The following is a 14,504-nucleotide window of genomic DNA, read 5'->3' as shown; positions in this document are numbered from 1 at the left end:
CATTCAGGGCGTGGGCGGCATGACCCAGTGGGCCAGCGCGCTGCGATCCAGGCCAAGATGTTTGGCCACGGCGGCCGCCTCGAAGGCCCACAGACCGTAGTAGCCGCCCAGGCCCTGCGCGCGCAAATGGCCGTTAAACCAGTCTTCGCGCACCAGCGCGCCATGCCAGCTGGCCAGGTAGTGCCGCAGGTGCTCCAACTGCTGTGCCGGGTCGTCCGCGTCCAGGCACTCGAATAGGGCGGAATAGGGTTCGGCGAAATACCATTCGTCGACGGCGGGACGCGTCGGGTCGATGGTCGACAGCAAGGCTTCAACCACGCCGTCTTCGCCATCGAAGGCCGTCTGCAGGGCGGCCAGGCGGGCGGCCAGGTCGTGGCGGCCGAACAGCAGGGCCGCGCCCAGCAATTGCAGGGTGCGCGCGTAATCCGTCAATTGTTCGAAATCAAAGGCGGGCAAGGCATCGTCATCGTAGGCGGCGGCCAGGGCCGCGCGCGCCGCTTCGCAGGCGGCGATGGCCGCTTCCAGCGCCGTCTCCACGTCAAGCAAGGGAAGGCCCGCCGTGTAGCGCAGCGAGAAGACCTGGTAAGCCACGCTGGCGGCGGCGCACGCCCAGTAGGCGGCATCGCCGCCATCGACTTGCGCCTGCGCCTGCGCGCGGACATAGGCAGCCAGCAGGGCGTCGAGGTAAGCCAGGTTGCGGCTAAAGTCGAACGGGGCCGGTGGCGCCTGGCGCGGTGCATGGGGCCAGGGCGCGGATGCCGGTTGACAGGCATCGGCGCAATCGCGCTGGATGGCCCAGTCGGCGAAGATTTGCTGCAGATATTCCGCCGTCTCGTCGTCGTGGGCGATGGCGCCCGCGCCCACCAGGGTCGTGCCCAGCAGGGTGTAGCCGGGAAAGCGGCTGCTTTCGTAGGCGATGGTGGTCACGCTCTGGATGGCCTTGCCGTCGCTCAGGTCGCGCACGCGGAAGTACACGTCGTCCCAGCCGGCCAGCGGCGGTACCGCCTGGCCCGCCGCCACGGTGGTCCAGCTGCCGTCGGCCTGCTCTTCATAGGCGTCGAGCAGTTCGTCGAGGCCGCCGGGGCGATCGATGCGGTTGTTGGCGTCGTATTGCAGGCCCAGTTCGGCCGCGAAGGCTGCCGCGTGGCGGCCCGCGAAGACCAGGTACAGGGCGCTCGTGGTGCCGACCAGCAGGTCCGTGTGCTGGCCCGCGACGACCAGCGCCTGCGGCAGCCGGCACCATTGGTAGTACGGAATGCCGGCCATCGGGCCGCCTTCTTCCGCTTGCGGGTTATTGAAACGCAGCTGCTCCAGCCATTTATAGCGTTCGTGCCGCTCCGCTTCCGTGCCGCTGCCGCGGCCAGTCAATTCATCGTGCAGGGTATTCAACAACATCATGCATTAATCCTGAAAAAGTGTGCGTGGCATGGCGTCATGCCGGGGGGCTTTGCGCAAACGCAAACAGCGCGTCGAGCACGGCGTCCGGCTGCTCGGCCATCAATTCGTGCCCGCTGTCGACCTGCACCACCTTGCCATGCGCGATGGCGGACGTCAGCCAGCGGGTCGATTTGGGCGGCGTCATCATGTCGCGCGCGCCGAAAATGAATAAAGTGGGGCAGTGTACCGAAGCGGCGGCGATTTCGCCGTTCGCATAGGCATTGCAGGCATAAAAATCCGTGTGAAACACGTGATCGGGGTTGAGGGCCGCGATGCGCTGCTTCAGGCGCCGCGCGCCGCCCATGGCGTAAAAGCCGGGACCGGGAAACGACGGCTTTTGCGCGATCGACGAGTGCGACCAGATATTGACCATGTCGATGGCCGCCTGTTCATCGTTGAGCGCCGTTTCCAGCAGGGCCGGCGCAACCTTCATCGGGTAGGTGGAACCCAGCATGGCCAGGTGGCTGACCTTGTCGGGCGCCAGGAATGCCGCTTCCAGCGCGATCAATGAGCCCATGCTGTGGCCGATCAGCATGGCCCTGGGCGCGCCGGCCCCGTCCAGCACGGCGAGGATCCAGCGCGCCAGTTCCGCGACATTGTCCTTTGCCGCGCCGCCGCTGCGGCCATGGCCCGGCAAGTCGACGGCCAGCACGTTCCAGCCGTGGTGGGCGAAATAGCGCGTCTGCAAGGCCCACACGGAATGGTCGTTCTGCGCGCCGTGGATGAAGACGGCCGTGGGCTGGTTCGGGTTGAATGGCTTGCCACCCGTGTAGCAGTAGGCCGTGGTGTTGTCGATGGTGAGCAGCATATCAGGCGCCTTTCTGCGACAGTTTCAGGCCACGGGCCAGGTCTTCGATCAAATCGTCGGCGTCCTCCAGGCCCACGGACAGGCGCATGGTGCCCTGCGTGATGCCCGCCTGCGCCAGTTGATCGTCGGGCACGCGGAAGTGCGTGGTGGAGGCGGGGTGGATGACGAGCGACTTGGCGTCGCCCACGTTGGCCAGGTGCGAAAAGATCTTGAGGCTGTCGACGAAGCGCTGGCCCGCCGCGCGGTCGCCGCGCAGCCGGAAGGTGAACACGCCGCCCGCGCCCTTCGGCAGCAGGGTTTTCGCCAGTTCGTAATCGGGATGCGACGGCAGCTCGGGGTAGGACACGGATTCCACGGCCGGATTGGCCAGCAGGAAGTCGATGATTTTGCGCGTGTTGGCCACGTGGCGGTCCATGCGCAAGCCCAGGGTTTCGATGCCTTGCAGGATGGCGAAGGCATTGTGCGGGCTCATGACGGCGCCGAAATCGCGCAAGCCTTCGCGCCGGGCGCGCAGGGCGAACGGCGCCACCGTCGATTCCTCGGCGAAGACCATGCCGTGGAAGCCCTCATACGGCTCGCACAGTTCGGCAAAGCGGCCCGTCTTGTCGTAGGCCGCCTGCCAATCAAAAGTGCCGCCGTCGACCAGCAGGCCGCCGATGGCCGTGCCGTGGCCGCATAAAAACTTGGTAGCCGAGTGGAACACCAGGTCGGCGCCATGCTCGAAGGGGCGCAGCAGATAGGGCGTGGTGAATGTCGAATCGAGCATCAGCGGCAGGTGCTGCTCGTGCGCCAGGGCGGCAATCTGGGGGATATCGAGCACGTCGAGGCCGGGATTGCCCAGGGTTTCGGCGAACAGCACTTTGGTATTCGGGCGGATGGCGGCGCGCCAGGCATCCACGTCGCGCGGGTCGACGAAGGTCGTCTCGATGCCGAAGCGTTTTAATGTGTAGGCGAGCAGGTTGTGCGAGCCGCCGTACAGGGCGCGCGAGGCCACGATGTGCGAGCCGGCGCCGGCGATGGTGGACAGGCCCAGGTGCATGGCGGCCTGGCCGCTGGCCGTGGCGATGCCGGCCACGCCCCCTTCCAGCGCGGCGATGCGTTCTTCCAGCACGGCGTTGGTGGGATTCGAAATGCGCGAATACACGTGGCCGGCCCGCTCCATATTGAACAGCGAGGCCGCGTGTTCCGAACTCTTGAAGGCAAACGAGGACGTGAAATGGATGGGCGTGGCGCGCGCGCCCGTGGCCGGATCGGGCGCGGCGCCCGCATGCAGGGATAAGGTATCGAAACCGGGGTATTTCGGGCCGCTCATGGTGTCTCCGCCAAGTTTTATAGTGGCAAGATCGTAACCTGATTTGCAGCTGAGCAAAAGGGCTGCTGTGCAGGGCGCATGGGGCCGTGCTGGCGGACCGCGCGTGTAACCTGAAGTGTAAAAAAAGTGACCGGCGCGGTGCGGCGGTGGTACGATATCGTATCAGCGATATTCGGGCTGTCTTACCTGTGCGCGTGCGCCGCGCCGCAGGGAAACAGTTGCAAGCGAACGAAATCCTGGGCTTCAGGCGCACTCTCATGCATGTCCACCAGGAAAGATTTTATGCCCGCAATATCGTTCGACGGCTCCCTTGCCGTTCCCGGACCCTGTATCGTCGACGGCCTGTGCCAGGCAGGCTGGCTCATGCAAGAGCATTTCATCTCCCCAGAACTGAGCCGCCAGCTGGCCGCCGAATGCGTGCAATCCATGCTCAGCGGCAAGATGAAGGGCGCCGGCGTGGGCAGCGGCCATGCGCCGCTGCTGCAGCCGGACATCCGCGGCGACCATATCGAATGGCTGGAAACGGGCCGTTCAGAAGCGTGCGACCGCTACCTGGAACACATGGAGGCGCTGCGCCAGGTCCTTAACCGCGAGCTGTTCCTGGGGCTGGAAGAGTACGAAAGCCATTTCGCCCTGTACGCGCCGGGCGCCTTTTACCGGGCCCATCTGGACCGTTTCCGCGACGACGACAAGCGCACCGTGTCCGTCGTGCTGTACCTGAACGACGACTGGCTGCCCGGGCACGGCGGCGCGCTGCGCCTGCATCCGCAGGATGGCGGGCAGGTGGACATCTTGCCCCAGGCGGGCCGCATGGCCATGTTCTTGTCGGGCGAGATGCTGCACGAGGTGCTGCCGACGGCGCGCGAGCGCCTATCCATCGCCGGCTGGTTCCGCCGCCGGGCATGAGAAAAACTACTGCGCGTCGCGGGGAATGGCCGGCGATGCTCACGGTACTCGCGTACCGCTGGGCTTCTCGGCCGCGCCGTGCATCCGCTCGTGACGTTTTTCTTGCCCGACAATCCCCCTCGATTTGATTGCGCGCAAGGCTGGATTTTTCCGCAGGCATAGGCTACAGTCGCAGTAAGGGCTTAGAATAACTAAAATACCAATCACGCGGACAGGACGGCCAATATGAAAGTATCTGAAATTCTCCAAGTCAAGGGCAATATCCTCTACACGGTCACGCCTGACCAGCCCCTGCTTGACGCGGCCAATACCATGGCTGAAAAAGACATCGGTTCGCTGGTGGTCATGGAATTTGGCGACCTGGTCGGCATGCTGACCTTCCGCGAAGTGTTGAACGCCTTGCATGAAAACGCGGGCCAGATCGGCGGCGGCACCGTGCGCAAGCATATGGATGACCACCCGATTACCGTCACGCCCGACACGGAAGTCAATGAAGTGCGCCGCATCATGCTGGAAAAGCATGCGCGCTACCTGCCCGTCATGAACGCCAAGACCCTGCTGGGCGTCATTTCTTTCTACGACGTGGCGCGCGCCGTGCTCGAAGCGCAAAGCTTTGAAAACCAGATGCTCAAGGCGTACATCCGCGACTGGCCGGCCGAAACCACGGATTAATCTTCACGCATGCAGTAAAGATAACGCCGGCAACTGCCGGCGTTTTGTATTGCAAAGGAGAAAGGCGTCGCCTATGCCGCCCCCTGCAGCGCCTCGTTGTTCAGCCAGGTGCCCAGCGCCGTGGCCGTCATGGGGCGGGCGAACAGGAAGCCTTGTGCCATGGGGCAGCCCAGCGCCTGCAAAATCTGTGCTTGCCGCTCGTCTTCCACGCCTTCGGCGATCACGGCCAGGCCCAGGTTGCGGCCCAGCTGGATGACCATTTCGGCGATGCTGCTGCCGCGCGCCGATCCCGTGATCTCGGTGACGAAGGCGCGGTCGATCTTCAGGCGGTCGACCTGCAGGCGCTGCAGGTAGGACAGCGAGGAAAAGCCCGTGCCGAAGTCGTCGATGGCGATGCTCACGCCCGTCTGTTTGATCTGCCACAACATCTTGATCAATAAGTCCGGCTCTTCCATGGCCATCGATTCCGTGATTTCCAGCTCGATGAACTCGGGCGGCGCCTGCGTCTCTTCCAGCGCCGCGCGCAGCATTTCCAGGAACAGCGGGTGGCGGAACTGCACTTGCGACACGTTGACGGACATGACGAAATTGCGGTGGCCCTGCTCGCGCAGCAGCACCAGTTCGCGGCACGCCGTGCGCAGCACCCATTCGCCCAGGTCGATGATGATGCCCGAGTACTCGGCAATCGGGATGAAGCGGTCGGGCGAGATGAACTTGCCGTCCGGCGTCTGCCAGCGCAGCAGCGCTTCGGCGCCCACGGGGCGGCGCGTGGTCAGGTCGATCTGCGGTTGATACACGACAAACAGCTGGTCCTGGCTGAAGGCCGTGCGCAGCGCGTGCATCATGCGGACTCTTTCCCGGATTTCGATGCCCATGCTGCGCGAAAAATAGAAGTGCCCGGCGCGCTGCTGGCTTTTTGCCCGTTTCAGGGCGATATCGGCATCCTTCAATGCATCGGCGCCCGTGCCCGCATGTTCGCCCAGCCGCACCAGGCCCAGGGTGGCCGACAGCTGCACGTCCTGGCCATCGATGCAGAACGGCGGCTGGAACAGGGCCAGGATCTTGCTTGGGTTGACTTGCGACGAGTCGCCCAGCACGCAAAAGATGTCGCCGCCCAGGCGCGCCACCGTCAGCTGCGGTCCCAGCTGGGTTTGCAATCGGCCCGCCACGGCGATCAGCAGGGTGTCGCCGAACTGGTGTCCCAGCGCGTCATTGGTCTCGGCAAAGTGGTCGAGGTCGACCAGGGACAGGGTGGCGTCGTCGCGCGCGGGGCCGGCCAGGGTGGCGTCGAGGATTTCCACCAGGCGCGTGCGGTTCGGCAGCTTCGACAATTGATCGTAGAAGGCGGCGTTGTGCAGGTGCGATACCAGCTCGACATTGTCCAGGCCCACGGCGACGTTGCTGCAAAACACTTCCAGCAGGCTTTCATCGATGGCCGAGAGGGGGCGCGGCAGCACGAGGTAGGCGGCCGCATCGCGGCTGGCCTTGCCCGCGAAGTACAGGGTGGCGTAGTCGTGCGCGTAGACATTGCGCCGCTGCGCCAGCGTATGCTCAATGGCGGCCATCACGCGCGGGTTTTGCAGGCCGCACAGGGCGCTGTGCGGCAAGCCGGAAAAGCTGCCCGTGCAGGCCGCGACGAGCAGCTCCTTGCTGCCATTGTCCTGCAAGTCCTGCACGCACAGCACGCCGTCGGCGCGGATACCCAGCAGGTCGGCGATCTGCGCCAGCACGCCGGCCGAGAAGTTCTGCACGCCGTGCAGCGCCATCAGCTGCGTGCTGGCGTGGACGATCTGGTCCAGGCCGCGCCGGCTGTTGCTGATTGAACGGATCTGCTCGTACGAGCGGATGGCGGCCGTCACCGTGGTAAACAGCTTGATGCGCGTCAGTTCGGACTTGGTCTTGTAGTCGTTGATGTCGAAATCGCGGATGGCGTCGATTTCCGGCGCATAGCCGGGCTGGCCCGTGCGCAGGATGATGCGCACATCCGTCATTTTCAGGGTTTCGCGGATGTAGCGCACCAGGTGCAGGCCCGCGTCATCCTGTTCCATCACCACGTCGAGCAGGATGACGGCGATGTCGTCTTCATGCTTGAGCAGTTCGCGCGCCTGGCCGGCCGAGTACGCATGCACGAATTCCAGCGGGCGGTGCTGCATTTCCAGGTTGCCCAGGGCGAAAGTGGTGGTGGAGTGGACGTCTTCATCGTCGTCGATGATCATCACCCGCCAGACGCTGCGCGGTGCGACGGCCAGCGGCGCCGCTGGTTGCTCATCGAGGAATACCAGGTCGTCGTGATCGTCCTTGTTGGCGTCAAGGGGGATGATCGGTGCGGGCATGTATAGCTTCTCCAGGATGACTCAGTACGGGATGTGAGCACATCAGAAATGTCCATGGCGTTGTTGCACCGCCTCGCCGTACTTGCGTACTGTCTTCGGCGGTGCGCCTAGTCCTGGCCATTTCTGATGCACTCAGGGCGCATCGAAAAAGCAGCACTCAAGTGTCTCCGAGGCTCGCCCATTTTCTGATCGCCCATCATCCAAGTATATAGCTATTTAATAAGCAAAATGTTTTTTTAAGTCTATTCTGTGGAGCAATATTTCTTGTATTGCATGATTGCAACTCATATCTGGTGTTTTTTATATGAAAAAAAACACGGGATTTAAAAATGGCGATTTGGGCGGGGCAATATCGGGCCTTGCTGCGGCATTAGCGGCATGGCATGCCCCGCAGGCTGGTAGAATTGAGTTTTCCAGTCCTCACACTTCCTATTATGTCCGGCAATTCTTTTGGCAAGCTGTTTACTGTTACCACTTTCGGCGAATCGCACGGTCCGGCCATCGGCTGCGTGATCGATGGCTGCCCGCCGGGCCTGATCCTGTCGGAAGCCGATATCCAGCCCGAGCTGGACCGCCGCAAGCCGGGCACCTCGCGCCACGTGACGCAGCGCCAGGAATCGGATACGGTCGAGATTCTCTCGGGCGTGTACCAGGGCGTGACGACGGGTACGCCCATCGCGCTGCTGATCCGCAATGAAGACCAGCGCAGCAAGGATTACGGCAATATCGCGGAAAGCTTCCGCCCCGGGCATGCCGACTATACCTACTGGCATAAATACGGCGTGCGCGATCCGCGCGGCGGCGGGCGTTCCTCGGCGCGCCTGACGGCGCCCGTGGTGGGCGCGGCGGCGATCGCCAAGAAATGGCTGCAGCAGCAGTACGGCACCACGTTCAAGGGCTGCATGAGCCAGCTGGGTGACATTCCCGTGCCGTTCCAGTCGTGGGAACACGTGCATGCGAACCCCTTCTTTGCCGCCAGCGGCGACGCGGACCTGATCGCGCGCATGGAAGCGGCGATGGACCAGTTGCGCCGCGACGGCGACTCCATCGGCGCGCGCATCGACGTGATCGCGCAAAACGTGCCCGTCGGCCTGGGCCAGCCCATCTACGACAAAGTCGACGCCGACATCGCCTACGCCATGATGGGCATCAATGCCGTCAAGGGCGTGGAAATCGGCGCCGGCTTCGATTCGGTGGCGCAAAAGGGTTCCGAGCATGGCGACGAACTGACGCCCGAAGGTTTTATCGGCAATAACGCCGGCGGCGTGCTGGGCGGCATCTCGACGGGGCAGGATATCAGCGTGTCGATCGCCATCAAGCCGACGTCGTCGATCCGCACGCCGCGCCGTTCGATCGATAAAGAGGGCAATCCCGTGATGGTGGAAACGTTCGGCCGCCACGACCCGTGCGTGGGCATCCGCGCCACGCCGATCGCCGAAGCCATGCTGGCGCTGGTGCTGATCGACCACGCCCTGATGCACCGCGCGCAGTGCGGCGATGTGTCGGTGAGTACGCCGAAGCTGAAGTAAATTGAATGTTGTCGGATTACGGGCCTGCGGCCCTGATCCGACCTACGACCGATGCCATGTAGGTCGGATTAGCGCTTGCGCGTAATCCGACACCATTGTTGGCGCTTCCTGTCACGCCACCTTGTTCGCCACCAATTCCAATTGGTGCCGCATCTCCACCGACTGCACCAATAGCGCCCGGATATCGTTGATCAGGTTAAATTCCGTCTGATTCAGCTGAATCGGCGGGAAGCTGTCGTCCCAGTCGCCGTATAAAAATCCCGTCGGGTGGCCGTTGGCCGACAGGGGCAGCACGACGAAGCTGCGCGCTTCCGACAGCGTCGCTTTCCACCATTGCGGCAGCTTGGCGGCAAATTTCGGGTCGCGCGCATTGTCGATGAAGATCACGCGGTCGCTGTTGAGGGCCGCGTGGAACACGTTCGGTTCATACGCGTCGCCAAACACCATCAGGTCCTGCAGGTCGGCCATGCCTTCGCCCATGCTGATGCGCGCCGAATACAAGTGATCCCTGTGGTTGCGCACGAACGCCACCGAACGCGAAAAATCAAATCCCTGGTGCAGCGTTTCGAGCGCCATCGAGACCATCTGGCCCGGGCTGGCGCTGCCGATGGCGCCGCGCAGGTCGGCCAGGCCGCTGATCAGCACGCGGTTGCCCTCGGCGCGCATGCGCGTCGAGGCCAGCTGGCGCGCGCGCCGTTCGGCCGGTTTCGACAGCGGCGCGATCGACAGGTCGGCCGCCGCCATCGCCTTGGCCTTGTCCACGGCCACCACCAGGTCGGTTGCCGTGATGCCCAGCGTGCCCGCATAGTCGTCGATCAGCGCGTGCACCTGCGCCGCGCCGGCTGCATCGTCATGCCACAGCGAGTCGGCGCAGCGCGCCGCCATGGTCGACAATCCCGCCATCCAGTCGGCGCCGCTGACGGGCGCGTTGTCGGGCGACGGGTCCATCGGACGCATGCCGTTGATCAGGTGCTGCGGCAAGCCCCAGTGGGCGGCCGTGGCATAGCCCACTTCCGGCAGCGACAGGCCGAGGATTTCGCGCGCGGCCGCCGCCTCGTTGCCCGGACCCGCATGCGCCTGCATGCGTGCCCAGAAGTCCGTCATGTAGAACGTCACCATCATGCGGCCCAAGGTGTGCAGCATCGAGCAGACGACGGCCTGCTCCGCCTGCAGGCTGCCGGCGCTGGTGGCCACCTGCTGCGCCACCATCCCGGCCAGCACGGCCTTTTCCATTTCCACGTGGGCGCTGACGGAATCGGGCGACGCCTGCGACAGCTCCTCGATCAGTTTCAAGCCCAGCGCCAGGTGGCCGATGGCGTCGATGCCGAGCACCAGCACGGCCTTCGAGACCGTGTTGACGCGCTGGCCGAATGCCGAATACATGCCGCTGTTGGCCAGCCGCAGCACCTTGTGCGTGAGGACAGGGTCGGACAGCACCGTTTGCGTGATGTCGAATTCGTGGTCGTCCTCGCCGCGCATGGCGCCCAGGATGGCGCTGATGGCTTTGGCGAAGCCGGGCATGTCGCCCTGCTGTCGCGTGCGTGCCCACAGCAGTTCCAGAGTATTTTTGCCGAGCTGTGTCGGCGCCGTGAAATGACCTGGATTCATTGCACACCTCCGCGCAACTCATTGGCAGACGGCGTGGGCACCAGCGCCGCATAGGTTTTTTCGCTCAAGGCCGATAGCGCGGCATGCGCCGGCATCGGTTTTCCCGTCAGGTAGCCTTGCACATACTGGCAGCCGCGCGACTCCATGAAGTGCATCTGCTCCTCGGTTTCCACGCCCTCGGCCACCACGGACAAATTCAAATGCTTGGCCAGGTCGAGAATGGTGTTGCAGATGGCCGCATCCTTGCTCGATTCGGGCAAGTCCTTGATGAAGGTGCGGTCGATCTTCAGTACGGAAATGGGGAAGCGCTTCAGATACGCGAGCGACGAATAGCCGGTGCCGAAATCATCGATGGCGATGCGCGCGCGGCGCTCCGTCATCTTGACGAGGATGGTTTCCGCATGCACGGGGTCGATCATCAGCGTGCCTTCCGTAATTTCCAGCACCAGGTGTTCGCCCGAGAGTCCCGAAAAGGCGATGGCGTCATCGAGCACGTCGAGGAATTTGTCGTTGCGGAACTGGCGCGGGCTGATGTTGACGGAGATGTACAGCGGCCGCCTGGCCACTTCCTGGAACTGCTTGAGCTGCACGCAGGCCGCCTTCAGCGCCCAGGCGCCCAGCAGGTTGATCAGACCGTTCGCTTCGGCGATCGGGATGAAGCGCACGGGCGGCACCAGGCCCAGGGTCGGGTGCTTCCAGCGCATCAGGGTTTCGAAACCCTGGATCTGCCGCGTGTGCGCATCGACGATGGGCTGGTAAAACAGCAGGAATTCGCCTTCGCGCACGGCGTGGAACATGGCCGCTTCCAGCGAGATATCGTGTTCCGACGGGCCATTCAGACGGGGGCTGTAGACCAGGCAGCGGGCCTTGCCCGTTTCCTTGGCGCGCGACATGGCCGCATCGGCCAGCGCCACCAGGCGCACTTCATCTTCCGCATGCAGCGGATAGATCGATACGCCGACGGACGCTCCCACATAGATCGTGTGGCCATCGACTTCGAACGGCGCCTGCAGGGTGGCCAGCAGGCGGCCCGTCACCAGCTTGATCTGCGCGTCGGTGGCGCTGCCGGGCAGCACGGCGACGAATTCATCGCCGCCCACGCGCGCCAGGGTGTCGCTGTCGCGCAGGGTCTTGCGCAGGCGCGCGGCGGCCAGGCGCAGCACTGCGTCGCCGACGGGGTGGCCCAGGCCATCGTTGACCTTCTTGAAGCCATCGAGGCCGATGGTGGCGACCGAAAAACCCTGGCCCGAACGGGCGGCCTGGGCGATCACCATGCGGATGCGGTCCGACAGCAGCAGGCGGTTCGGCAGGCCGGTGAGCGCGTCGTGCGTGGCCATGTGGCGCAGGCGTTCTTCCGTATTGTGCTGGGCCGACGTGTCGCGCCCGACCACCAGCAATTCGGCCACGCCGGCCGCGTTCATATAAGAAGACAGGCGCAGCTCGAACCAGATTTCCTGGTCCGGCGTTTGCAGGCGCACTTCCAGGCGGCCCGGTTCTTCCAGGGCGTCTTCCAGCGCCGCCTGCAGCGCGGCGCGCGACGCTTCGGCGGCCAGCGGCAGCAGCAAATGGCCGGACAGGCCCGATGGTGCGCCGAACAGCATGGCCGCGCGCTTGCTGGCGAACAGGATCAGGCCGTCCATATCGAGCCGGAACACGACGTCGCCTGCCTCTTCCATGAGGTTGTCCAACTCGTGGCGGGCCTCGCGGTGGGCGGCGGATGGGGTACTGGAAAACATCGTGCTGGCTTTTACCTTTTTGTTATCAGTGCCGGCGCTCGCTGCAGGGCAGGGCGCCAACGGAAAGAGTGCGTCGTGCGTGACGCGCGCCATAGGGGTCGGAAGGGCGGCTATCGGAACGCGATCCACACGAAATGTATCATTGAAAAGCATTCGATTACATGAAATAGAGCAACATTGCTTCAGGTTTTGTAAATATTCCTGCCTTCCATGAAAAAAATCATGCTACGCGACACACACAGGTATTTTCATTCCACGTGGAAACATTTATCTGCACTTGCTTCCACTGGCGCGCTTGCCCCGCCATGCGCTTTACGCTAGTCTGGCTGGCAGACGGTGTTGACGGCGCGCCCGCAGCAGGCAAGGGCGCCATGATAACAAATCGCGGGAGACCCCCATGAATGCTTTTGACACGCATGAAGTTTTCAACCAGGCCACGCCGTTTGAAAACGTCAACCTGTTCGCCTGCGACCCGGCGCTGATCGAAGCGCTGCTGCGCGAGGGCGGCGGCGCGGCGCTGCAGGAACTCGATGCGCTGGGCGACAGGCTGGGCCGGGCCGAGACGTATGCGCTGGCGCGCCTGGCCAATATCCACACGCCCGAGCTGCAGCAGTTCGACCGGGCCGGCCGGCGCATCGACGAAGTGCTGTTCCATCCGGCCTGGCATGAACTGATGGCCATCCTCGTGGGCGCGGGCGCGCACGCGTCGCCTTGGGCGTCGCCCGGCCCCGGCGCCCAGGTGGCGCGCGCGGCCGCCTATCTATTAGTGGGGCAGGTGGAAAACGGCACGCAGTGTCCCGTGACGATGACGTATGCCTCGGTGCCGGCCTTGCGCCAGGCCCTTGATCTGCCGCAAATCGCCGAGCGCTGGCTGCCGAAGATCCTCTCGCGCGACTATGATCCCCGCTCCTTGCCGGTGGAACAGAAACGGGGCGCCCTGGTCGGCATGGGCATGACGGAAAAGCAGGGCGGCTCCGATGTGCGCAGCAATACCACGCGCGCCACTCCCGTGCCGCCGGACGAGGCGCGGGCCATGTTCGGCGAAGAGGCCGGCGGCGCCTGGCGCATCGTCGGCCACAAATGGTTTTTCTCGGCGCCGCAGTGCGACGCGCATCTGATCCTGGCCCAGGCGGACGAGGGCGGACTGTCGTGCTTTTTCCTGCCCCGCTACCTGCCCGACGGCAGCCGCAACGCCATCCGCGTGCAGCGCCTGAAGGATAAACTGGGCAACCGTTCGAATGCCTCGTCGGAAGTGGAATTCACCGATGCCTGCGGCTGGCTCGTGGGGCAGCCGGGGCGCGGCATTCCCACCATCCTGGAAATGGCCAGCCACACGCGCCTCGATTGCGTGCTGGGCAGCGCCGGCATCATGCGCGCCGCCTTGACGCAGGCGCTGCACCATGCGCGCCAGCGGGCCGTGTTCGGCAAGCCGCTGGTCGAACAGCCGCTGATGCAAAACGTGCTGGCCGACCTGGCGCTCGAATCCGAGGCTGCCACAGCGTTTGCGCTGCGCCTGGCCCGCTGCTTCGATGAAAAGGGCGATGCAGGGCAGGCGATGCTGGCGCGCGTGCTCACGCCGGCCGGCAAGTACTGGATCTGCAAGCGGGGGCCCGGCTTCGGAGCGGAAGCCATGGAAGTGCTGGGCGGCACGGGCTACGTGGAAGACGCGCCGCTGGCGCGCCTGTACCGCGAGCTGCCCGTCAACTCGATCTGGGAAGGCTCGGGCAACGTCATGTGCCTCGACGTCTTGCGCGCCTTCGGCAAGTCGCCGGCCGCGCGCGACGCCCTGGCGGCCGAGCTGGCGCTGGCCGGCGATGATGACGCGGCCTTTGCTGCTTACCGCGCGCGCCTGCTGGCCGACCTGGATGGCGCGCAAACGGATGAATTTGGCGCGCGGCAATTGTCCGAGCGCATCGTGCTGGCCGTGCAGGCGGCCTTGCTGCTGCGCCATGCGCCGCCGTTCGTCGCGCAAGCGTTCCTGCAGTCGCGCCTGGTACAGGCGCCGGGCGGGGCGTACGGCCGCTTGCCGGCGGGCACCAATTGCGCGGCCATCCTGGCGCGCGCGCTGCGCGAGTATTGATTTCAATAAAACCGATTATTTCGAAAATTCCGGCCACAGGCGGGCTGCGGGCTGGGATAATGCTGCAATCCATGATTTTATCG

10 protein-coding genes are annotated in these 14,504 nt (G+C 64.3%); 4 read left to right on the top strand and 6 right to left on the bottom strand.

Annotated elements, in window-relative coordinates; genetic code table 11:
* Positions 1–3: 3 nt before the first annotated feature.
* The 3 genes from AC1RJW_RS19725 to AC1RJW_RS19715 are packed head-to-tail and all read right to left on the bottom strand — an operon-like array spanning position 4 to position 3,557.
* Positions 4–1,398 carry a PoNe immunity protein domain-containing protein gene (locus AC1RJW_RS19725; RefSeq protein WP_493046484.1) on the bottom strand — a complete coding sequence of 465 codons (1,395 nt, stop codon included), beginning with the start codon at positions 1,396–1,398 and terminating at the stop codon, positions 4–6.
* Between the two features lie 34 nt (positions 1,399–1,432).
* On the bottom strand, positions 1,433–2,245 hold the full coding sequence (locus AC1RJW_RS19720) for an alpha/beta fold hydrolase (protein ID WP_493046483.1): 813 nt from the start codon (positions 2,243–2,245) through the stop codon (positions 1,433–1,435).
* A gap of 1 nt (position 2,246) precedes the next feature.
* Entirely contained in the window at positions 2,247–3,557 is a 1,311-nt protein-coding gene (locus AC1RJW_RS19715; RefSeq protein WP_493046482.1) for an O-acetylhomoserine aminocarboxypropyltransferase, read from the bottom strand.
* A gap of 282 nt (positions 3,558–3,839) precedes the next feature.
* Here AC1RJW_RS19715 and AC1RJW_RS19710 point away from each other — a divergent pair, with 282 nt between their 5' ends.
* Together AC1RJW_RS19710 and AC1RJW_RS19705 are read left to right on the top strand one after the other, a co-directional pair.
* Positions 3,840–4,463, top strand: a complete 624-nt coding sequence (locus AC1RJW_RS19710; RefSeq protein WP_493046481.1) for a 2OG-Fe(II) oxygenase — start codon at positions 3,840–3,842, stop codon at positions 4,461–4,463.
* 225 nt (positions 4,464–4,688) lie between these two features.
* Entirely contained in the window at positions 4,689–5,135 is a 447-nt protein-coding gene (locus AC1RJW_RS19705; RefSeq protein ID WP_010398828.1) for a CBS domain-containing protein, read from the top strand.
* 71 nt (positions 5,136–5,206) lie between these two features.
* Here AC1RJW_RS19705 and AC1RJW_RS19700 read toward each other — a convergent pair whose 3' ends face one another.
* Positions 5,207–7,468, bottom strand: a complete 2,262-nt coding sequence (locus AC1RJW_RS19700; RefSeq protein WP_493046480.1) for a putative bifunctional diguanylate cyclase/phosphodiesterase — start codon at positions 7,466–7,468, stop codon at positions 5,207–5,209.
* 434 nt (positions 7,469–7,902) lie between these two features.
* Between AC1RJW_RS19700 and aroC the strand changes: the two genes are divergently transcribed.
* Entirely contained in the window at positions 7,903–8,997 is a 1,095-nt protein-coding gene (gene aroC, locus AC1RJW_RS19695; RefSeq protein WP_493046479.1) for a chorismate synthase, read from the top strand.
* A gap of 111 nt (positions 8,998–9,108) precedes the next feature.
* Here the strand turns inward: aroC and AC1RJW_RS19690 are convergent, their stop codons facing one another.
* On the bottom strand, positions 9,109–10,605 hold the full coding sequence (locus AC1RJW_RS19690) for an HDOD domain-containing protein (protein ID WP_493046478.1): 1,497 nt from the start codon (positions 10,603–10,605) through the stop codon (positions 9,109–9,111).
* The gene (locus tag AC1RJW_RS19685; RefSeq protein ID WP_493046477.1) at positions 10,602–12,341 is read right to left on the bottom strand and encodes a putative bifunctional diguanylate cyclase/phosphodiesterase; all 1,740 of its coding nucleotides are present in this window, start codon (positions 12,339–12,341) and stop codon (positions 10,602–10,604) included. Before AC1RJW_RS19685 ends, AC1RJW_RS19690 begins: the two co-directional genes overlap by 4 nt.
* A 397-nt stretch (positions 12,342–12,738) precedes the next feature.
* Here AC1RJW_RS19685 and AC1RJW_RS19680 point away from each other — a divergent pair, with 397 nt between their 5' ends.
* Positions 12,739–14,421: an isovaleryl-CoA dehydrogenase gene (locus AC1RJW_RS19680; protein ID WP_493046476.1), complete on the top strand. Its 1,683-nt coding sequence runs from the start codon at positions 12,739–12,741 to the stop codon at positions 14,419–14,421.
* Positions 14,422–14,504 lie beyond the last annotated feature (83 nt).

This window comes from Janthinobacterium sp. GW822-FHT07A03 (assembly GCF_058798815.1).
This window is presented reverse-complemented; position numbering and strand designations above follow the sequence as displayed.

What these genes read in the sequence shown, in the direction of transcription:
- AC1RJW_RS19700 (WP_493046480.1), bottom strand. Translation starts at nt 7,468, where the DNA reads ATGCCCGCACCGATCATCCCCCTTGACGCCAACAAGGACGATCACGAC.
- AC1RJW_RS19705 (WP_010398828.1), top strand. Translation starts at nt 4,689, where the DNA reads ATGAAAGTATCTGAAATTCTCCAAGTCAAGGGCAATATCCTCTACACG.
- AC1RJW_RS19680 (WP_493046476.1), top strand. Translation starts at nt 12,739, where the DNA reads ATGAATGCTTTTGACACGCATGAAGTTTTCAACCAGGCCACGCCGTTT.
- AC1RJW_RS19690 (WP_493046478.1), bottom strand. Translation starts at nt 10,605, where the DNA reads ATGAATCCAGGTCATTTCACGGCGCCGACACAGCTCGGCAAAAATACT.
- aroC (WP_493046479.1), top strand. Translation starts at nt 7,903, where the DNA reads ATGTCCGGCAATTCTTTTGGCAAGCTGTTTACTGTTACCACTTTCGGC.
- AC1RJW_RS19720 (WP_493046483.1), bottom strand. Translation starts at nt 2,245, where the DNA reads ATGCTGCTCACCATCGACAACACCACGGCCTACTGCTACACGGGTGGC.
- AC1RJW_RS19710 (WP_493046481.1), top strand. Translation starts at nt 3,840, where the DNA reads ATGCCCGCAATATCGTTCGACGGCTCCCTTGCCGTTCCCGGACCCTGT.
- AC1RJW_RS19715 (WP_493046482.1), bottom strand. Translation starts at nt 3,557, where the DNA reads ATGAGCGGCCCGAAATACCCCGGTTTCGATACCTTATCCCTGCATGCG.
- AC1RJW_RS19685 (WP_493046477.1), bottom strand. Translation starts at nt 12,341, where the DNA reads ATGTTTTCCAGTACCCCATCCGCCGCCCACCGCGAGGCCCGCCACGAG.
- AC1RJW_RS19725 (WP_493046484.1), bottom strand. Translation starts at nt 1,398, where the DNA reads ATGATGTTGTTGAATACCCTGCACGATGAATTGACTGGCCGCGGCAGC.